Raw genomic sequence first — 19,795 nt, 5'->3', positions numbered from 1 at the left:
TCCCTGAATTCTTTTTTTGTTGTACCGTTTTGATGTTTGATGTCATGTCTCGCCTCTCCTCTCGTGATTTAATTTTACTCTATTTTGAGACGAGACTCCAATTGGGTTAGGGGCTAAATAGGTAGCACTCTTTGATTTATCTTCGTCCCTTCGCAAGTACACAGGCTTTTGGCTCTGGGTACTCCACTGCAACTTAGTGCAGTGTCTCCCTGGTTTTCCCCTCCAGTCCTGTTACCAGGTTTCATCGGCCAGGAATTGTTCTGCCACCCACAACTACTTTATTTCATCCTTGTGGTTCCCCTTGTTTGAAACGACCTGCTAAAAGTACAGGATAGTGATGGGCTTCCCCGGTTAAGGTTGCTTGCCTTAACTTGAACGCATCCGTTCTAACCTCTCAGGTTAATCAGCTTTCGGGCTTTCCCACTTCATGCAAGGTTACCCACCTGAGCGGCCAACATCGGTTCGCTTTCGCTATGTTCCGAGTTCCCCCTGCAGCTTCCTTCAGACCTCGCCGTTACCAGCGCCACCCTTGCCCTCAGGTTGTTTTCCCGCTGATTAGGCAACAAGGCTTATTTCAGCCCATCGGCTCAGCAACCATGCCAGGCGAACACAAAAAATCCCATGCTGTACGACAACATGGGATGATATATTTAATTCTTATTATTTAATGCCAAGCAAATAGTAGGGGTTATTTTTAATCATGATCCGTATTTCATCCGGCGTAAGCCCGTGTTCCAGCAATGCGCTGATAAATTTACGGAATCCAACAATAGGGTCCTCATTAAACGTTTGCCCAAAATCACTGCTAAGCACAGTAGATTCTACCCCTACCTCTTTAATTTGCCGGGCAACTTCTGACACAGGCAGTTTCTGCGGCGAATTAGTGGCATAAAAACACCGTTCAAAGAATACTCCCTTCTTTGCCAGATCCTTTTGAATCTCAACTGGCATAGCAACAACTTCAAATTCGGGATGGGTTATAAGAATCTTCTTGACCCCCGCGCTTCTAGCTGCCTCTACCACTTTAATGCATTCGTCAACTGTAAGGTGTCCGGTCCCCAGGATTATTCCTGCCTTAGCTACCAACTCCAGTATTTCATAAACTTCAGGCAGAAGGTTTCCATCGCTGTCAACCACCTTAACCGCCTTGGCCAGATCACCCTTATGAAAACGAATATGGTTTTCCGCTGATATTGTCGGCAGCCATACTTCCTTAGCCCCTAAGGCGATTTCCGTTTCGACGGCAGCCGGGTTTAGGCCTCCTACGGAACGATTAAGTACTATGCCGCCATATACCTTTACACCCTGCCTGACACATTCTTGCACCAGCGCTGCGCGCGCCGCCGTCCCCATATAGTGACACTTTAAAAGAATGCCGGCCAAATTAGCCTGCTGCGCAGCTTTAGCAACTTCCAAATCAGACATCTTCCGCGGGATAACGTCAGGATTACTATGGATATGCATATCAATTGAGCCCTGAATAAGCTCAATTGCCTCGGGGGCTCTTTCATCCACCATGCTCCCCTCCTAGTCGTCAAGCACTTTCCCCTTGGTTTCCGGCAGGAATGCTACCGTAATAACTCCTCCGATAAAAAACGCCGAAGTAACAAACAGCGACGTGCCGATACCGAAAGTCTTTGCCAAAGTCCCTATAATGAATGGCGCCAAGGCGCTTACCCCACGACCAAAGTTATATACAAACCCTTGGGCCGTACCACGCACGCGAGTCGGGAACAACTCTGCCAAAAACGCGCCAAACCCGCTGAAATAGCCTGACCCGAACAAACCGACCAACGGTCCCAAAAGAAAGAGATAGAACGGATCGCGCAGACTGCCGTAGACCGGCACGAGAATTGCAGCAATGACTAGAAAAATGGTAAAAGCCCTTTTGCGGCCGTAGTGATCTGCCACAAACCCGAATGAATTATAACCAATCAAAGCGCCAATTTGCATTGCGAAAACCCATCCGGCCGTCTTGACTATATTAAGTCCAGCTCCGCCTTTTTCCAGCGGAGTGGATAAAAAGCCAGGCAGCCAGGTAAACAGCCCCCAGTATCCCAGTTGAACAAAGGAGACAAAGATTGCGCCAATGACTGTAAAGCGAAGCAAATCAGGCTTAAATATTTGGAAGAATGTAAAGCCATCGCCGGTTTTTTGTACCACCGGCGCAGCTGCTTTTGTCTTTTTGTTAGTAAGCCAAAGTTCAGGCTCCTGAGTATAAAATACTATGAAAAGAAACATTAGAACGCTCGGCACAACTCCGACAAAAAACAGTACCCGCCAGCCATATACAGGCAAGATTGCGCCGCTCAGCGCAGCAGCCATCATATAGCCAAGCGCCCAACCACCTTGCATAAACCCGGAAGCTTTCCCACGATGCTCTTTCGGCCACGTTTCAGATACCAACAGCGCCCCCGATGCCCAGGTTCCGCCCATCCCTAAACCCAAGAGCGTGCGATAAATGGCAAGTTCGGTTACTGAAGTCGCAATTCCGGACAAACCTGTAAAAACGGTATAAATTGCAACTGCTCCGGCTAAAGCCTTTTTCCTGCCGAAATAATCAGCTACAATGCCGAAAACGATTCCGCCAATCGCAGATGAGAACAAGGTAACAGATGCAAGCAATCCCGCAATAGCCGTATCGATATTAAATTCTTTCATTATGCTCGTCAAGGACATTACATATAAAAGAACGTCCATAGCGTCAAGCATCCAGCCGCCCATCCCGCCAATTAGCGCGTTTCGCTGCACCTTATTGATGGTCTTGTACCACTTTGGTTCGACTACTTGGTTATTCACTTTCTCTTCACCTTTCCCCTAAATTCTTCCAAATACTTCCAGTTTCGAAAGCGATTATTTTTTTATCAACTGGCAAGTAGGCTCAACAACTAATTCTATTAGCCGCGGCTTGTCCAAATCGGCAACGCCGGCAGGAACGATAATGGTTTCCCGGACTGAAGTCGCTGCAACGATTTTATCTTCTGCAACTTCCAGCACGCGGTCATGTCCGGGAATCACCACTTTCGCAATCTCTCTAATTCGGCGAATCGTTTCCGCGCTCGCTTCATTGTCCCACGACATCGCTACCTCGCCGGTTGCCAATTCATTAAGATTTTTTACCGCGTCCCCTGCAAGAACCGTTGTTGGCATTGTGTTGCTGCTCAGCACCAGGGACATGCATCCCGGAGTATGTCCGGGTGAATGAAGGGTTTTGACGCCAGGCGCTATCTCGATATCTTTGCTGACAGCCTCCAATCGACCGGTTTTTTCCAGGGCAGGAAATAAATACTTAGGGATTGGCCAGTCATCGGGATCGCTTAACACCCAGTTTATTTCGGCCTCATGCAATAGAATTCTCGCGTTGGGGAAAAAATCAAAATTCATTGCGTGGTCATAATGAAAATGACTTAGCACTACAATATCAATCTCATTCAGGCTAATACCGCGGTCTTTAAATCGTTTCGGCACCTCGCTTCTCTCCACCATCCCCCCCGTGTCAAAAACAATTTTACAGTCATTAACTTCCAAATAAACAACCGAACTCCAGCTCATATACCCTCTAGTCATTCTTCCGGGAAAGCCATGGAAAACGATGTCGACCTTCATTTATTCACCTCCCCCCGGCAGAATTTCCCGCATTTGCGGGCGGCTCACACATGTGCCACCGCCTTTTTTTGTCACCGCCCCCTCTGGCTACCAGCTATTAGTTCCCTTAATCGCTCGGTAATTACTTCTGATAGTTTTCTTGGTTCAACTTTCCTTGGTATACACCTCAAAAATCAAAAATTTGTCTGACCACCCAATATATTGACACTATTTATATAATTCCGGCTACTCATGTAAATTCCTTTCAGCGCACGCGATAAAGTGATAAAAATAACTCGCCAGCCATAAGGCGGCGAGTTATTTTGCTAATGTACACTTTACCACAAGCCGAGGACTTTCCACCAGATAGCGCCAATGCCCACCCAGATGACCATGTTGATCACCGAGATAATGAAGCCCAGCTTCCACCAGGTACCCTGGTCGATGTAGCCGGCGCCGAAGTAGATGGGCGCGGGGCCGGCGGCGTAATGGGTCAGAGACATGCAGAGGTTAGACATGAAGGCCAGCGCCAGCGCTACCAGGTAGGCCGGGGCGCCGGCAGCGACGGCCACCGAGGCGAAAGCGGCGTACATGGCCGTGATATGGGCGACCAGGCTGGCAAAGCCGTAGTGGGCGTACATGTAGACAACAAGCAAGACAAAGAAGGCCTGAATCCAGGGGATGCCGGCGATGCCGGCGCTGACTGTCTTGGCGAACCAGGGAATGAACCCTAATTTAGAGAGATAGTCGGCCAGACCGATAAGGCTGCCCATCCACACCATGGTGTCCCAGGCGCCTTTTTCGTCGAGAATGTCTTTCCACTCCAGCACCTTGGTAATCATCATCACCGCCACGCCCAGCATGGCAACGACGGTAGCGTCCAGTTTTGTGTACTGGGAAGTGCTCCATAACGCCAGCGCGCCGACAAAGACGAGGGCAACGATTTTTTCGCCCCAGGACATGGGGCCCATTTTCGCCAGTTCCTCGGCGGCCAGCGTCTTAGCTTCCGGCGTTTTGGTGATTTCCGGCGGGTAGAACTTATACAAAAAGTACGGCACGACCAGCAGGGAAATAAGGCCCGGAACCGCCGCCGCCAACGCCCACAGACCCCAGCTGATCTGGATGTTGAGCGTTTTGGCCGCCAGAAGGGCGATAAGCGGGTTGCCGGCCATCGAGGTCATAAACATGGCCGAGGTGATCGTATTGGCCTGATACTCGGTCTGCATCAGGAAGGCGCCGACTTTGCGGGCGGTAGGGCCAGGCTCGGACCCGAACGCCGTCGACAAACTTCTAACAATCGGAAACAGGATGCCGCCGGCACGGGCCGTATTGGACGGGGTAGCCGGACTGATAATGAGATCGCTGAGAGCCAGCGTGTAGCCCAGTTTCAGCGTGCTGTCGCCGATGGCCCGGATGAGCATGTAGGCGATGCGTCGGCCCAGGCCGGTCTTAATGAACCCCTTGGCAAACAGGAAAGCGGCGACAATCAGCCAGATAGTGGTATTGCTGAAGCCGGACAGCGCTTCGGCCGGTTTGAGTACGCCCGCCAGGGCAGTAAAAGTAATGCTGATAAATGCAACGGAACCGATCGGCAGGGGCTGCAGGATGAAGCCCAAAATGGTCGCCACGAAGATGGCCAGTAAGTGCCAGGCCTGCGGTTGAGGCCGGCCGGGACGGGCCACAGCCAGAGTGCGGCGCCGACAGCAAGAACGATAAGGCCGCGAACAAGATTGTTCATGAATACTACCTCCTAGCAAAATATGTATATAGTGCATATATTTTTACTATAGCAAACTCGCCGGCAAAAGGATAGCCCTTTTGAAGAATGTTTAGTAACACCAAAAGCGCTAGCCCGCCTTTTTAACAAAACTGCAAAAATATAGGGAATATAGGGAACCGCAGAGGACGCGGAGGAAATTTTTTACTTTAATCTTTAGCGCGATGAATATCGCGCTCTCTGCGTTGTCCGCGGTTGAATAACGGTTTTCATGCTTTGTGGTGCCAATGTATTGGCATGATTATCTTGGCGGCTAAAACATATAAACATATAATTTCTGATATACAAATAACAGGCGGGGAAGTTGCCCCGCCTATCGGTCTCCATTATCCCTGACCGTATTTGCTCCTAATCAGCGGTTTGATGCCGCCGCTGGCCAGGATGTTCATAATATAGTCGGACAGCGGCTGAGCCTTGGCAGTGGCACCGGTCGTCTCATTGACCACCTCACCGGTCGCAATGTTTACCGTCAGAACATCGCCTTTTTTCACCATCGCGCTGATATTCGGGCACACCAGGACTGGAATGCCCAGGTTGATCGCATTGCGGTAGAAAATGCGGCCAAAGGAGTCGGCCAGGATGCAGCCTACTCCGACGGCTTTCAGGGTCACCACGGCGTGTTCACGGCTGGAGCCGCAACCAAAGTTGGTAGAAGCAACGATGATGTCCCCGGGTTGAAACTCTTTCACAAAATTGGGATCGGCCCCCTCCATAGCGTGTTTGCCCACGTCTTCGGGGTCGGTCAGGTCCAGGTAGCGGCCGGGATAAATCTGGTCGGTGTCAATGTTGGCGCCGTAAACAAAGGCTCTTCCTCTAATCGTTTTCTCCATTGTCAGCACCCCTTAGTCCAAGTATTTAGCCGGATCGACGATTTTGCCCTCCAGGGCAGCGGCAGCGACAGCCGCGGGCGAGCCGATAAAGATTTCGGCCTTGGTATGGCCCATGCGGCCGGGGAAGTTGCGGCTGGACGCGGTTATACATGTCTCGCCGGCAGCAAGCATCCCCTGGTGCGTGCCCAGGCAGGCGGCGCAGCCCGGCGTGACAAAGGTAGCCCCAGCTTCGACCAGCGTCTGGATGTAGCCTTTTTCCATGGCTTCCAAAAAGACGGCCTTGGAAGCAGGAACGACGATGAAGCGGGTGCGAGGATGAACTTTTTTGCCTTTGAGAATTTTGGCCGCCACGGCCAGGTCTTGGACGCGCCCGCCAGTGCAGGTGCCAAGGAAGGCCTGCTGGACGGGCCGGCCGATATACTCGGTAATGTCGTGGACGTTGTCGACGCTATGCGGCGCTGCCACTTGCGGTTTGAGACCGGACACGTCGAAGGTGTGCTCGGCAGCATACTGATAACCGGGGTCGGTATGGAAGATCTCGTAGTCGCCCTTAACCTTGTCTTTAAGATATTCCAGCGTGATTTCGTCAGGCTGGATGTAGGACGTTTTGGCGCCCATCTCGGTAGTCATGTTGCACAGGGCCATGCGCTCCGATACGCTGAGCTGTTTGAGGACAGGGCCGGTAAATTCGACGGCTTTATACACGGCGTAATCGGCGCCCAGCGTGCCAATGACCTTGAGGATAATGTCTTTAGCATATACGCCTTTCGGCAGCTCGCCTTCCAGGTTGATGCGGACGATTTCCGGCACGCGGAACCAGAGATGGCCGGTAATCATGATCGTTGCCAAGTCGGTAGCGCCCACGCCGGTGCCGAACGCGCCGAAAGCGCCGTGGGTGGTGGTGTGAGAGTCGGTTACTACCAGCACCATACCGGGATAAACAAGGCCTTTGTCGGCCAAGACTTGATGGCACACACCCTGATCGACGTCCATCAGTTTGTCGATGCCCTGCTCCCAGGCAAACTCGCGGAACTGTTTCTGGTTGTCGGCCTGCATGATGGTCGAGGCCGGTGCATAGTGGTCAAGGAAAATGACAATTTTACTAGGGTCAAAGACCTTTTTCCCGCCCATTTCGAAGAACGAGCGAATGGTCTGGAGATAGAGGTCATTGATGCCGGCCAGGTCAACTTTGCAGTTGACAATTTCACCGGTGGCGACATGGTCCTTGCCGGCAGCCTTGGCCAGGATTTTTTCAATCGCGTGCATGCAAATTTTCTCCTCCCATATCAGGCATAGTTTTTAACCGGAAAAGTTTCAAGCCCTCGGAGATAATCATGTCAATAAACTAGCCATAAACCATGAAAACCGATTTTAACCGCAGAGGACACAGAGGCGCGATATCCATCGCGCGAAGAAAATAATTAAAAAATTTTCTCCGCGTCCTCTGTGGTTCCTATTTCCATGCTATTTGAGTGTTACCAGTTTTCAAGGTAAACTGCGGAGTTACACTAAGGATACGCTGTTATTTGCAGTGAGCGGCCGCCAGCGGAACGGTCAGGCTGCCCTGGGGCATAAGCGTGATGCTGGGCCGGGGGCCTAATTTCTCGTAAGCTAATTGCAGGGCTTCGTTAATATCTTTGGCCGGTGTAAACAGCAGCGTCCGGGCCAGTTCAGGGTCAAGGCCGGAAACGAGGATAAATTCCGCCTTCTTCATCAGCCTGGTGACGGCATAGGCCTTGTGGGCGCCGATTTGGAAGTTGGCCCGGAGCGCTTCCTCCACCGCCTGGGGCGTGCGATGCTGCTGCATGGTCTTCTCGTACAGCGCCGAACCCGATCCTTCCTCGCACTCGCCCAGGATAATGACGACCCCGCCTTCGCGGACGGCGCACCAGGCGTTGTCCATCGTCTTCTGGAGCTGGTAAACGTTGATGTCCTTGGGATAGCCGCCGCAGGAGGCAATGACCAGGTCGGCCTCCTTTTCCACTTTGACGCCGTAGACTTCGTCGACAAATTTGCAGGCTTCCAGGTGAGCCTGGATGTAGTCGCCGGCAAAGACCTTCAGGAATTCCTTCTTCTCGTTGAGCACCACGTTAAGCAAGAAGGAAGGGCGGCACATCTCGACGCCTTCCACCTGGTCCTCGTAGACAGGGTTGCCATGGAGCCGACCGATGACGGCATTGGGATCAAAAATCATGCTGTGGTTTTTCCGGATGGTTTCATACAGGGCCACGCCGGGCAGCATGGCTTTGCGGCCGCCGCCGTAACCGGCGAAGAAATGGTGGACGACACTGCCGGTACAGACGATGTGATCGGCCTCGGCCACCAGTTTATGGAAGTAGACTGGCGTGCCGCGGGAGGTAGTGCCAAAGTATTTGAACTGGCTTTCGTCCCGGCAGTCGCTGTTGTACATACGAACCCTTTTGGCCACTTCCGGCCCCACGGCCTCGACCATCTCTTCTTCGGTCATCAGCCGATGCGTGCCGAGGGAGAAAATGACAAACATATCTTTGTCGGGTACGCCGACAGCATTGAGTTCATTGAGCAAGAGCGGCATGAAGACATGGCTGTTGGCCACCCGCGTCGGGTCGTTGACGATAAAGGCCACCGTTTCGCCCGGTTTAACAATTTCCCGCAGCGGTTTGGAACCGATGGGATTACGGATAGCTTCCAAGATAGCCACCTCGGGGTCGGCCAGTACCGGCATGTCTTTTATTGTTAGCTCGCCGATGACAAGGTCGGAGTCTACCTCGAAATTGACCTTGCCGCGACCGTATTTGAAGGTATACTGCTTTAGAGCCAATTGTCTCACTCCTTGCAAGATAAATCTAATGTTTCATACTTTCCGACTACCTCATACCTCATACTTCATACCTCATACCTCATACTTCATACTTCACACCCCATACCTACCAAAGCCCCAGCACCTTCCACCACATTGACCCAAGACCTACCCAGACGATCATGTTGATGACCGAGAGGATGAAGCCTAAGCGCCACCATGTGCCTTGGGGGACGAAGCCAGCGCCGAAATAGATGGGCGCCGGACCGGTGGCATAGTGGGTCAGACCGGCGAACAGGTTGGAAACGAAGGCCAGCGACAGGGCGGCAAGGTACGGCGGCGCGCCGGCCGCTACCGCCACCGCGGCAAAGGCTGCGTACATGGCGGTCACATGGGCCGCCAGGCTGGCAAAACCGTAGTGGGAGTACATATAGACGATCAAGAGCAGCATCAAGGCCGGTAGCCAAGCAATACCGGCAATGGCGGCGCCGACGCTCTTGGCAAACCAGCCGATAAGGCCCAACTTGGCGAGATAGTCGGCCAGACCAATCAGACTGCCCATCCAAATCATGGTATCCCAGGCGCCTTTTTCCTCCAGAACGTCTTTCCACTCCAGCGCCCCCGCCCACAGCATGATCGCCACACCGATCATGGCCACGTTGGTGGCGTCGAGTTTGGTATATGTGCCGGTAGCCCACAGAATAAGCGCCAGCAGGAAGACAAAAGCAACTACTTTTTCGCCGTAACTCATAGGGCCCATCTTTTCCAGTTCCCGGCGGGCCAATTCTTTGGCCTCCGGCGTCTTGGCGATTTCCGGTGGGTATATCTTGTACAGTATGTAAGGAATCAATGCCAGCGAAATAATGCCGGGCACGGCCGCTGCCGCCGCCCACATGCCCCAGCTAAGCTGGATGTTGAGGGTCTTAGCGGCTAATAGAACGATTAACGGGTTGGGCGCGCAAGCGGTCATAAACATGGCCGACGTTACGGCATTGCCCTGAAAGACGGTTTTCATCAGGTAGGCGCCAACGCGGCGGGAAGTGGCGCCAGGCTCGGAATCAAAAGCCGACGCCAGGCTGCGCACAATCGGAAACAGGATGCCGCCGGCGCGGGCGGTGTTAGACGGCGTCGCGGGCGCGATAATCAGGTCGCTTAGCACCAGCGCGTAGCCTAATTTAAGCGTGCTGTCGCCGATCGCCCGCATTACCATGTAAGCGACCCGGCGTCCCAAACCGGTTTTAATGAAGCCTTTAGCAAAGAGAAAGGCCGATACGATGAGCCAAATAGTGTTGTTGCCAAAACCGGACAGGGCCTCGGCGGGTTTGAGCACTCCGGCCAAAACGGTAAAGGCGATACTGGTAAAGGCCACTGCACCGATGGGTAGCGGCTGCAGAATAAAGCCCAAAATGGTGGCCACAAAGATGGCCAACAAGTGCCACGCCGCCGGTTTCACGCCGCTCGGCGCCGGCGCAAGCCAGATCGCGGCGCCGACCGCCACGATGAGCAAAACGCGCATTAGTTTTTGATTCACACGCTTCCCCCTCCCTGTTTGGCTTTCCAGCAGCAATTAAACGAACGCCATTTCTCACCTCCCGCCTCAGCGACAAGCGCCGCCGTCTTATTTTTTAATAATGCAAAAACCGTGCCAATCCCCCAAATGGCAAATTTACTGACTTTTTCGGCAAAAGTGGTTGCAACTATGCGACAATTGTTTTAAACTTGTTTTAGAATGTTTCATTTTGTTTCAACGCAGGTGATTGCATGGCTAACATTGTCTTTCTCGCCCCTGACGAAGATATGTATCACATGGCGCTGGAAACACTGCGTCATGCCCATCCCGACATCAGGATTGAACGAGGCCTGCTCAGCGCCGGGGTGCGCATCGCCCGGAAGCTGGTAGAAGACGGCGTTGAAGTAATTATCTCCCGCGGCGGTACCGCCAGCGCCATTAAAGACGCCGGCCTGCCGGTCACCATCGTGGAAGTGCCGATTACCGGCTTTGACGTCATCCGCACCGTGGAACAAGCCAAGCAGTACGGGACACGCATCGGGGTCGTCGCCTTCCCTTCTATGGTCATGGGTATTGACTGTTTGGGCCCCATTCTTGGTGTCGACATCCGACAGTACATCATCACCGACGAGTTTCAGGCCGAAAGCCGGGTGCTCCAGGCTTTCCGGGAGGGCGCCGACGTCGTCGTTGGCGGGGTCATCACCGGCAAATCGGCCCAGAAACACCACCAGCCCTATGTTCTGATTAAAAGCGGCAGCGAGGGCATTGCCCAGGCGGCGGCCGAAGCCAAACGCATCGCAGCCGCGCGGGAACTGGAAAAGGCGAAAGCCAGCCTCTTCCGCACCGTTCTCGATTTTGCCTACGATGGCATCATCTCGGTCAACCAAGACCAGCGCATTACCATCTTCAACCCCATCGCCGAACGGCTTACCAAAATTGATGGTGCTGCGGCCATTGGCAAAAAAATAACCGACATATGGCCCGAACTGGGGCTGGAAAAAGTGCTGACCACCGGCCGGGATGAACTGGGCCAGCTCCTCAAGGTGAGCGGCACCAGGGTGCTCTGCAACAAGGTGCCGATCGTCGTCAACGGCAAACCGGTCGGCGCAGTGGCTACGTTTCAGGACGCCGGCAACATCCAGCAGATGGAGGCCCGCATCCGCCGCGAAATTTACGCCCGCGGCCATGTGGCCACCTTTACTTTCGAGGATATTGTCGGCGACAGTCCCCAGATCCGCCATACTGTCCATATTGCTCAAGAATTCGCCCAGACCCATTCGTCCGTCCTTATCCTTGGCGAAACAGGCACCGGCAAAGAGGTCTTCGCCCAGAGCATCCACAATGCCAGCGCCCGCGCCAACGGTCCCTTCGTGGCAATTAACTGCGCCGCCCTCCCCAGCCAAATCCTGGAGAGCGAACTGTTCGGCTATGTCGGCGGCGCCTTTACCGGCGCCAGCCAGAAAGGCAAGCCGGGGCTGTTTGAGTTGGCCCATGGCGGTACTATTTTCCTTGATGAAATCGCTGAGATGGACTATGTCACCCAGGGCAAACTGCTGCGCGTCCTTCAGGAGAAGAAAGTCATGCGGCTTGGCAGCGACCGCGTCATCCCGGTTGACGTGCGGGTCATTGCCGCCACCAACCAGAACCTCAGCCGCCTGGTGCGGGAAAATAAGTTCCGCGCCGACCTGTATTACCGCCTTAATGTGCTGCGCCTCAAGCTGCCGCCCCTGCGCGAACGGGGCGCCGATATCATCCGCTACGCCGAATTTTTTCTGGAAAAACACAGCGCCGCCCAAAACCGGCGCCTTGCATTCACTCCCGCCGCCCTCGAGCGGCTTGCCCGCCATCCATGGCCGGGCAACGTCCGGGAACTGCAAAACACGATTGAACGGATCGTCGCCGTATGCCGCCAGCCGCAGGTGGATGCCGGCCTGGTGGCGCAAATGCTGGAGGACGACGCTGACAGCGGCATAGAGGTAGCAGCGGCCGACAGCGAAAAGGAGCAAATCCGCCAAGCCCTGGCCATCGCCAAAGGCAAACAGGGTGAAGCAGCCCGCCTGCTTGGCGTCAGCCGCTCCACCCTGTGGCGCAAAATGAAAAAATTAGGTCTGCGTTAATAACCTAATTCACTTTTTAATTTGTCAGACTGCGTACCGGGGCCGGGATGCGCCCGCCGCGGGCGATAAAGCCGTCGGATTTAAAGGGATTGACGGCAATGATCGGACTATGTCCGAGCAAACCGCCGAATTCCACCCGGTCGCCCACCGTTTTGCCCGGCACGGGAATGATGCGGACGGCCGTAGTTTTGTTATTAATCACGCCGATGGCCGCTTCGTCGGCAATGATGGCGGCAACGGTGGCCGCCGAAGTGTCCCCGGGCACGGCGATCATATCGAGTCCCACCGAACACACGCAGGTCATAGCCTCCAGCTTTTCCAGCGTCAGACTGCCGCGCTCCACGGCGGCAATCATGCCGGCGTCCTCACTCACCGGAATAAAGGCGCCGCTTAGGCCGCCCACATAGGAAGACGCCATAAGCCCGCCCTTTTTGACGGCGTCGTTTAAGAGGGCCAACGCCGCCGTCGTCCCGGGCGCACCGCAGCTTTCCAGGCCCATTTCTTCTAAAATATGGGCCACACTGTCGCCAATGGCCGGCGTCGGCGCCAGTGACAAGTCGATAATGCCGAACGGCACACCCAGGCGGCGCGATGCTTCCTGCGCCACCAACTGCCCCACGCGGGTAATTTTAAACGCCATCTTTTTCACCGTCTCGGAAACCGTGCCAAGGTCACGGCCGCGTACTTCCTCCAGCGCCCGTTTCACTACGCCGGGACCGGATACGCCGACATTAATGGTGGTTTCCGGCTCGCTTACGCCGTGGAAGGCGCCGGCCATGAACGGATTATCCTCGACGGCGTTGGCAAACACCACCAGTTTGGCGCAGCCGAGCGCATCCCGGTCGCGGGTGAGCTCGGCTGTCTGTTTAATAATGTCGCCCATCTCCCGCACCGCGTCCATATTAATGCCCGCCTTGGTGGAAGCCACGCTGACCGAAGCGCAAACGCGCTCCGTCCGGGCCAGCGCTTCCGGGATGGAACGGATGAGAATCCGATCGCCCGCAGTATAACCCTTGTCCACCAGGGCGGAAAAACCGCCGATAAAGTTGACGCCCACCGCTTTGGCCGCCGCATCCAGCGCCTCGGCCACCGGCACAAAGCTGTCGGTGCGGCAGCTTTCGGCGGCAATGGCAATAGGCGTCACCGAAATACGTTTATTAATAATCGGGATGCCGTATTCGGCCTCGATGTCTTCCCCGACGCGCACCAGGCGGTCGGCCAGCCGCGTTATCTTATCATAGATATTGCGGCAGAAAACGGCGATATCGGGATGAGCGCAGTCGCGCAGGCTGATGCCCATGGTGATGGTGCGCACGTCAAGCTTGTCTTGTTCAATCATGCGGTTGGTTTCGAGAATATCGTGAAAAGTCAGCATGGCAAGCCTCCGTCCGAGTTAAATGCGGTGCATGATGCGGAAAATGTCCTCATGCTGCACCTTGATGTCCAGGCCGATTGCTTCGCCCCGGCTTGTCAGAATTTGTTGCAGCTCTTTCAGGCTGATAGTAGCTGCCGCCATGTCGGCGATGAGCACCATGTTAAAGAAGCCGTCGACGATGTTTTGATTAATATTTAAAATGTTGATATTATGATCGGCCAGAATATTGCTGACCATGGCGATAATGCCCACCCGGTCCTGACCGACGACGGTAATAACGATTTTCACGGTTTTTCCTCCTCTTGCCGCAAATAATGGGTTGAATTCAACCACAGAGATAATCATGCCAATACATTGGCACCACAAGTGATGAAAAGTAAGTTTTTGAACTAATCTAGCGCGACAACCGTCGCGCGCGTAGCCCTTTGCGTTCTTTGCGTCCTTTGGGGTTCCTTATTTTAAACAAACGCACTCGATGCCGGCCTCTTGCACCAGCTCCCGCGCCAGCGGGTCGGGATAGGGATGCTCGTAGACGATACGGCGGATACCGGCGTTAATGATCATCTTGGTACAGGCTGAACAGGGCTGATGGGTGCAGTACAGCGTCGCCCCTTCGATGGCCACGCCGTAGAGCGCCGCCTGGACGATGGCATTTTGCTCGGCATGCATGCCGCGGCACAGCTCGTGCCGCTCGCCGGACGGCACATGATAGGTGTCGCGCAGACAGCCCACATCCTCACAGTGGGCCAGACCGCGCGGCGCGCCGTTATAGCCGCTGGTCAGGAGCCGCTTATCCTTGACGATAACCGCTCCCACCTGTCGCCTGAGACACGTTGAGCGCAGCGCCACCACCCGTGTAATATCCATAAAATATTCATCCCAGGTCGGTCGGCTCACGCCATCACCATCCTTCCACGGAGCAATTTTGTTCTTTTTACGCGGAGTTAATACGATTATATCACAGCAGTTCAAGCTGTACCAGCAATTTCGCAACTAGTCGCCAGATTTTGACCGCGAAGATAATTTCATGCCTCACCTCATACTTCATACCTCATACTTCATCCTTATACCTCGTCCAACATAAAAGGACCGACTTCTGTCCAAGCTATATCTTGCAGGCATTCGAACACAAAAGGATGGTGAGATATGGATTGGCAGGAAATCATGCGCGACACCTGGCAAACTGCGTTAGTTTTCTTTAGTTTACTGCTCTTTGCGCGTTTTTTGGGCAATACCCAAATCGGTCAGTTAACGTTTTACGAGTATGTCAGCGGTATCACTATCGGTTCTATTGCGGCCAACGTGGCTGCTTCTGAACCTGATAAAGTGTGGAGCCACTTCTATGACTTGGCGTTATTTGTAGCCCTTACCTATTCTATATCCTACCTTACCATAAAAAGCCGGCCGCTCCGCAAACTGATCGAAGGCTCCCCGACCGTCGTGATCGAAAACGGGCGCATTATTAAGGAAAACATGCGCGGCCTGCGGTACGATTTGGATGAACTGGCCGGCCAATTACGCCAGCAAGGCATCTTGGACCCGTCAGAGGTGCAATACGCCATCATCGAAACATCGGGTGAGCTGAGTGTGATTAAAAAGGCCGACTATCAGCCCCTGACCAAGAGCGATTTGGGAATTCACCTGCCTGACCCGACTTTTCCGGTAGAGCTCGTGATGGACGGCGAAATCATTGAACAAAACCTGCGCAAACACAACCTGACAAAGGACTGGCTGGCAAAGCAGCTCGCCGTCCGGGGCATCGCCGACGTATCCGAAGTGACCTACGCCGCCATCGATTCTAAAGGTCAACTATTTGTCAGCGTCAAAACTCCTGCCAACAGGCAAAATAATAATTAGCGCTACAAATAAAAGCGGTTGGGAGCTTCACCTTCCAACCGCTTTTATTTGTAGCCGATAACAGACTGCCAATAGGTCGCTTCCCGGCTTCGCACGCTATTTATCTATATCGATATTCTCGGCATGACTATGGGTGATTTCGCCGGTTGTTTCAATCAAGCCCGCGGACTTAAGCTCTTCCGCTACCGAAAACAGCGACTGCCGTTTCTTTTCCGGCAAAGCGCGGACAAACCGGTTAATTCGGCTCGGCGACACTTTCGCCTGAAAACCCGCGCCAGCGTATCTGATATGGTTTTTCGCCATAATGCTCCCCCTCGCTTAAGGTTTTGCTCTTCTATTCGCTAAGTCCCAAAACGCTTCTAGTCGCGTAATAATCCCGGCGCTGCCGGTATGCTCGTCAATATTAATAATGATATATGGTTTATCGCTTTTCCGGAAAACATGATGTTCTAGGTATTCATTTACCAGCGAATCCGGACCACAGCCAAAGCTCGACACCATAACAATGCCTGCAATATCGCTTTGCCGACAAAAATAGCGAGCCGCTCCGGCGATCTTGGCCGATAATTGCCAGTAGATGTCCGGCGCAAAGGCTTTAGCCTCATCGTAGAGAACTTTGCCGCCAATGTTATCGGGAGTAACAATGACCGCCCCCTGGGCTGTCAACGTACCGATTATGTCTTTGCCAAACAATGCGTCCTTCAATAAGTAATTGTGCCCGATGACGGCGATGCGAGGCCGGGGTGATTGCTCTTGGGAAGGCAACTGGGCTCGCCATGATTTTAGCGACCGGTTGTACGCCAGCTCCCCGGCTAGCAAAGATAAGTCTAGCGCCCGGCAAGCAGCATAAACGGCCTGAACTTGCGCGGCCAGCGACTTGGTTTCGATTGTGGGGGATATCAACCGTTCAGCGGGCAAGTTAAAGGTATTTCTGACTATATCGGGCAGGCCGGCAAATTTGGCGCAGAAATAAAAATGGCGATGGTACCGGACAATCCGCGGGACAAAGATATGGCTGCATTTATCTAATAAGGAAGCAACATGCCCCAGATATACCTTTAACGGCAGGCAGGATTCATCAATCGCAAGTGACGTACCGTAATCTAACATGCGTTTGCTGGTTTCACCGGATACCATAACTTGAACTCCCAAATTCTGAAAAAAAGTGGTCCATAAGCCGCCAAATTCATGGTATAGCAGCGCCTGAGGGATCCCGACATTATCGAACATATTATTCATCCTTTACCAAGAAAAAAGTTGCCTGCCATTAAAAGGGAGGTAGTTCTGCTACCTCCCTTGTCGGTTATTGGTCTTGGTTTGTTAGTTTGTTCTCTGCAGTAGAACTAAGGCGGCTGTTGAGTTGCGCGATATGACGATCCATGTCTTGGGACATTTGTTCAAACATTGTCTTAGCGCTTTGATCGTCAGTAGCGGTAGCGAATGTTGAGTAAGTGCCTTTAGCGGCCTCCGCGGCGGCAATGGCTTTCTCCAAATCTTTTTTTACGGTCATAATCTAGCCCCCTATCATGAAGTGTTGAGCGATGCGTTAATATTTTTTGCAGGCCGCACGTATTTATAAATGGAAAATATAGAGCGTTACGGTTAATTTTCCCGTTTTTGTTTTTTCCGTTTAATGCAGTCGACAAACGCCTCAAGGCGGGTAATAACGCCGACGTCACTTGCGTGTTCATCAAGGCTAATGGTGAGCAGCGGCAACTCATAGTCCCGCGCGATGTTTTTCAGCGCGTACTCGGCAACCACCTCGGGCATACAGCCAAACGGGTAGATATGGATTATGCCGTCGTACCCGTTCTTGGCGCACCATAAAGCGCCGCCAACCGTTCTTAAGCCTTCACCGCCGACATGATAGTTAAGATAAGGCCGCGCCTTGTTTAGATAGGCCGTCTCTTCATTATGCAAGCCCAGCGCCTGCAGCATGGTATTTAAAAACACCCAATCACCGGTATAGACGAACCGCTTAACCTCTATCCCCTGTTTTATCAGTACATCTTCGATGGCATGATTCACATAGGGTTCAAGCAAGACATAAAACTCGCCGACAAGGCCAATTCTAACCGGCTGTTTGGCGGACTCCCCAACGGCCCGCACCAAGTCAATCACGGCTTTTTGCTTATAGCTTATATCGCTGAAACTCAGGCAACCGGCAAAACTTTGCGCCGCGTTGTTGCAGATGGCAATCAGCTTATCTGGACAATCCGAGCGTGCGCCGTAAAAATTCTTGGCGCTGCAGATAGCATCAAGAGCTTTAAGCGTCTTTACGGCCAGCATGATGTTTTTTAAAATGTCCCAGCGGTTAACGTGCGGGGCGACCTGCCGCAGGAAGCGGTAAATACTGCTGAAAAGATTATTGGTGTCGATAGTATAAAACCGGACGTCTCCGCGCTTGGCCAACTCAATTTTCTGTACGGCGTTGTAAAAACCTAAACGGCATTTACCGGCGCCGCATACGGTTAAAAAAGTATCAGCGCCACGGTCGATACTTTCCAAAAAATTACCCATATTGATTTTGTATGGCAAACATACACCCTCCGGGGAATAGAGCGAACCCAGCTCGATCGTTTTTTTCGTAATCGGCGGCGCCTCAACCACTTCAAGGCCCAGGTTGGTTAACATATTGTAAACTGGAATACTCAGATACCCCATATGGGGGTAAGTAACTTTCAAATTATCAACCTCCTTATATTTCCACCGCGACGGCATGGGCAATGCAGGGAATGGATTCCTTTTGCTGGTACGAAGTAGGGCTGTGCAGGCTGCCTGTACCGATCAATAAAATTTTTTGCAGTTTACGCGCTAGCATCATTTGATAAAGATAACCGGTAAATACTACCCCGGAACTGGCGCAGCCGCTGGCGCCGGCGTGCGCGTCCTGGTCCTCGCGATAAATCATGCACCCGCAGTCTTCGTAGTTTTGCGATATATCCAAGCCCTTTTCCTGCATAAGTTGAATAACCAAAGTTTTGCCAACAACCCCTAAATCGCCGGTAACAATCAGGTCATAGTAGGCAGGCTGCCGTCCCGTGTCTTGAATATGCTGCCAGAGCGTGTCAACAGCCGCGGGAGCCATCGCCGGACCCATGGCGTTTGGGTCTTTAATCCCCATATCAATTATTTTCCCGACCGTTGCCGCCGTAATGCGCGGCCCGCTACCTGCATACGCTAGTACCACCGCCGCCGCCCCCGTAACTGTCCACTGCGAAACAGGCGGCCGCTGCACCCCTAATTCAGTAGGAAAACGGTATTGCCGTTCAGCCGTGTCATGGTGGCTTGATACGGCAACGGCCACTTTATTGGCAAAGCCGCCATCGAGCAGTACGGCGCCAAGCAGCATGCCCTCCGCCAGCGTCGAACAGGCGCCGTATAAGCCTAAAAAAGGCCTTCCCAAACTTCGCAAAGCAAAATGGGTGGCCATCAACTGATTGAGCAGGTCACCGGCCAATACATAGTCAACAGTAGCGATGGTGCTGTTTTCTTTTGCCACGGCTTTGCGGATAGCCCACTCGAGCATATAGGATTCACATTTTTCCCAGCTATCTTGATTATTTAAGTTGTCGGCCATCACTTGGTCAAAGTATCCCGCCAGCAGCCCTTCCCCTTCCATCGGGCCAACGATGTTGGCGGTACTGGTAATAATAGGTGGAGCACCAAAAATAATACTTTGCTTACCTTGCTTTTTGTTCAAAGTTAGCCCCTCCGATCTTATCACCCAGCAGCTACGCTATAGCCAACGGCCGCTTGATCATGCTGTCGGGTTTTTTCATGCCGGCGATTACCACCATTTCCCCGACAGCTATTTTTAGTATTGGCCAGGGCAATAAAATAATTCTTGGCCTCTGCATCTGCAAGGCCAAGCAGGCTTGACTCATTTAGAAAATTGACTTATTTATCACAGAAACAATCCTGACAAATCAAATTATCATTTTTCATCGACAACAGTATTCATT

Annotated in this window: 17 protein-coding genes and 1 pseudogene; 2 read left to right on the top strand and 16 right to left on the bottom strand. The window is 52.9% G+C overall.

Annotated features, from left to right (window positions below):
* Positions 1-660: 660 nt before the first annotated feature.
* The 8 genes and pseudogenes from TCARDRAFT_RS08405 to TCARDRAFT_RS08370 all read right to left on the bottom strand — a co-directional run bounded on the left by TCARDRAFT_RS08405 (position 661) and on the right by TCARDRAFT_RS08370 (position 10,502).
* A complete protein-coding gene (locus TCARDRAFT_RS08405) occupies positions 661-1,518 on the bottom strand; it encodes a DUF6282 family protein (RefSeq protein ID WP_007289575.1) in 858 nt (285 codons plus the stop codon).
* Positions 1,519-1,527: 9 nt separating this feature from the next.
* Positions 1,528-2,799, bottom strand: coding sequence for an MFS transporter (locus tag TCARDRAFT_RS08400; protein WP_007289574.1), 1,272 nt, complete (start codon positions 2,797-2,799; stop codon positions 1,528-1,530).
* A 54-nt stretch (positions 2,800-2,853) separates the two neighbouring features.
* Entirely contained in the window at positions 2,854-3,606 is a 753-nt protein-coding gene (locus TCARDRAFT_RS08395) for an MBL fold metallo-hydrolase (protein WP_007289573.1), read from the bottom strand.
* Between the two features lie 317 nt (positions 3,607-3,923).
* Positions 3,924-5,323, bottom strand: a pseudogene (locus TCARDRAFT_RS08390) (anion permease).
* A 365-nt stretch (positions 5,324-5,688) separates the two neighbouring features.
* Positions 5,689-6,192 (bottom strand): 3-isopropylmalate dehydratase small subunit, encoded by a 504-nt coding sequence (locus TCARDRAFT_RS08385; RefSeq protein ID WP_007289571.1) that lies wholly within the window; start codon positions 6,190-6,192, stop codon positions 5,689-5,691.
* Positions 6,193-6,204: 12 nt separating this feature from the next.
* On the bottom strand, positions 6,205-7,458 hold the full coding sequence (locus tag TCARDRAFT_RS08380) for a 3-isopropylmalate dehydratase large subunit (RefSeq protein ID WP_007289570.1): 1,254 nt from the start codon (positions 7,456-7,458) through the stop codon (positions 6,205-6,207).
* 256 nt (positions 7,459-7,714) lie between these two features.
* Positions 7,715-9,001: a nickel-dependent lactate racemase family protein gene (locus TCARDRAFT_RS08375; protein WP_408643047.1), complete on the bottom strand. Its 1,287-nt coding sequence runs from the start codon at positions 8,999-9,001 to the stop codon at positions 7,715-7,717.
* Positions 9,002-9,098: 97 nt separating this feature from the next.
* Positions 9,099-10,502 (bottom strand): anion permease, encoded by a 1,404-nt coding sequence (locus tag TCARDRAFT_RS08370; RefSeq protein ID WP_007289568.1) that lies wholly within the window; start codon positions 10,500-10,502, stop codon positions 9,099-9,101.
* Positions 10,503-10,732: 230 nt separating this feature from the next.
* Between TCARDRAFT_RS08370 and TCARDRAFT_RS08365 the strand changes: the two genes are divergently transcribed.
* Positions 10,733-12,598, top strand: a complete 1,866-nt coding sequence (locus TCARDRAFT_RS08365; protein WP_007289567.1) for a sigma-54-dependent Fis family transcriptional regulator — start codon at positions 10,733-10,735, stop codon at positions 12,596-12,598.
* A gap of 16 nt (positions 12,599-12,614) precedes the next feature.
* On the opposite strand, the gene TCARDRAFT_RS08360 is transcribed toward TCARDRAFT_RS08365, so the two are convergent.
* From TCARDRAFT_RS08360 to TCARDRAFT_RS08350, 3 genes are all read right to left on the bottom strand, one after another.
* Positions 12,615-13,973 (bottom strand): PFL family protein, encoded by a 1,359-nt coding sequence (locus TCARDRAFT_RS08360; protein ID WP_007289566.1) that lies wholly within the window; start codon positions 13,971-13,973, stop codon positions 12,615-12,617.
* A gap of 18 nt (positions 13,974-13,991) precedes the next feature.
* On the bottom strand, positions 13,992-14,261 hold the full coding sequence (locus TCARDRAFT_RS08355; protein WP_007289565.1) for an ACT domain-containing protein: 270 nt from the start codon (positions 14,259-14,261) through the stop codon (positions 13,992-13,994).
* 165 nt (positions 14,262-14,426) lie between these two features.
* The gene (locus tag TCARDRAFT_RS08350) at positions 14,427-14,870 is read right to left on the bottom strand and encodes a deoxycytidylate deaminase (protein ID WP_007289564.1); all 444 of its coding nucleotides are present in this window, start codon (positions 14,868-14,870) and stop codon (positions 14,427-14,429) included.
* A 249-nt stretch (positions 14,871-15,119) separates the two neighbouring features.
* On the opposite strand from TCARDRAFT_RS08350, the gene TCARDRAFT_RS08345 reads away from it, so the two are divergent.
* Complete coding sequence (locus TCARDRAFT_RS08345; protein ID WP_007289563.1) at positions 15,120-15,830, top strand: YetF domain-containing protein; 711 nt, start codon at positions 15,120-15,122, stop codon at positions 15,828-15,830.
* A 96-nt stretch (positions 15,831-15,926) separates the two neighbouring features.
* Here the strand turns inward: TCARDRAFT_RS08345 and TCARDRAFT_RS08340 are convergent, their stop codons facing one another.
* The 5 genes from TCARDRAFT_RS08340 to spoVAD form a co-directional block, all read right to left on the bottom strand.
* Entirely contained in the window at positions 15,927-16,133 is a 207-nt protein-coding gene (locus TCARDRAFT_RS08340; protein WP_040683222.1) for a hypothetical protein, read from the bottom strand.
* 15 nt (positions 16,134-16,148) lie between these two features.
* Positions 16,149-17,060 (bottom strand): acyl-CoA dehydratase activase-related protein, encoded by a 912-nt coding sequence (locus TCARDRAFT_RS08335; RefSeq protein ID WP_007289562.1) that lies wholly within the window; start codon positions 17,058-17,060, stop codon positions 16,149-16,151.
* Between the two features lie 73 nt (positions 17,061-17,133).
* On the bottom strand, positions 17,134-17,340 hold the full coding sequence (locus tag TCARDRAFT_RS08330) for a DUF1657 domain-containing protein (protein ID WP_007289622.1): 207 nt from the start codon (positions 17,338-17,340) through the stop codon (positions 17,134-17,136).
* 92 nt (positions 17,341-17,432) lie between these two features.
* The gene (locus TCARDRAFT_RS08325) at positions 17,433-18,515 is read right to left on the bottom strand and encodes a hypothetical protein (protein WP_007289561.1); all 1,083 of its coding nucleotides are present in this window, start codon (positions 18,513-18,515) and stop codon (positions 17,433-17,435) included.
* Between the two features lie 13 nt (positions 18,516-18,528).
* The gene (spoVAD, locus tag TCARDRAFT_RS08320) at positions 18,529-19,533 is read right to left on the bottom strand and encodes a stage V sporulation protein AD (RefSeq protein ID WP_007289560.1); all 1,005 of its coding nucleotides are present in this window, start codon (positions 19,531-19,533) and stop codon (positions 18,529-18,531) included.
* Between the last annotated feature and the right edge of the window lie 262 nt (positions 19,534-19,795).

Source organism: Thermosinus carboxydivorans Nor1 (assembly GCF_000169155.1).
GTDB classification, from domain to species: domain Bacteria; phylum Bacillota; class Negativicutes; order Sporomusales; family Thermosinaceae; genus Thermosinus; species Thermosinus carboxydivorans.
Note: the sequence above shows the minus strand (reverse complement) of the source record. Positions and strands in the feature narration are given on the sequence as shown.

What these genes read in the sequence shown, in the direction of transcription:
- TCARDRAFT_RS08405 (WP_007289575.1), bottom strand. Translation starts at nt 1,518, where the DNA reads ATGGTGGATGAAAGAGCCCCCGAGGCAATTGAGCTTATTCAGGGCTCA.
- TCARDRAFT_RS08395 (WP_007289573.1), bottom strand. Translation starts at nt 3,606, where the DNA reads ATGAAGGTCGACATCGTTTTCCATGGCTTTCCCGGAAGAATGACTAGA.
- TCARDRAFT_RS08385 (WP_007289571.1), bottom strand. Translation starts at nt 6,192, where the DNA reads ATGGAGAAAACGATTAGAGGAAGAGCCTTTGTTTACGGCGCCAACATT.
- TCARDRAFT_RS08380 (WP_007289570.1), bottom strand. Translation starts at nt 7,458, where the DNA reads ATGCACGCGATTGAAAAAATCCTGGCCAAGGCTGCCGGCAAGGACCAT.
- TCARDRAFT_RS08365 (WP_007289567.1), top strand. Translation starts at nt 10,733, where the DNA reads ATGGCTAACATTGTCTTTCTCGCCCCTGACGAAGATATGTATCACATG.
- TCARDRAFT_RS08360 (WP_007289566.1), bottom strand. Translation starts at nt 13,973, where the DNA reads ATGCTGACTTTTCACGATATTCTCGAAACCAACCGCATGATTGAACAA.
- TCARDRAFT_RS08345 (WP_007289563.1), top strand. Translation starts at nt 15,120, where the DNA reads ATGGATTGGCAGGAAATCATGCGCGACACCTGGCAAACTGCGTTAGTT.
- TCARDRAFT_RS08340 (WP_040683222.1), bottom strand. Translation starts at nt 16,133, where the DNA reads ATGGCGAAAAACCATATCAGATACGCTGGCGCGGGTTTTCAGGCGAAA.
- TCARDRAFT_RS08335 (WP_007289562.1), bottom strand. Translation starts at nt 17,060, where the DNA reads ATGTTCGATAATGTCGGGATCCCTCAGGCGCTGCTATACCATGAATTT.
- TCARDRAFT_RS08330 (WP_007289622.1), bottom strand. Translation starts at nt 17,340, where the DNA reads ATGACCGTAAAAAAAGATTTGGAGAAAGCCATTGCCGCCGCGGAGGCC.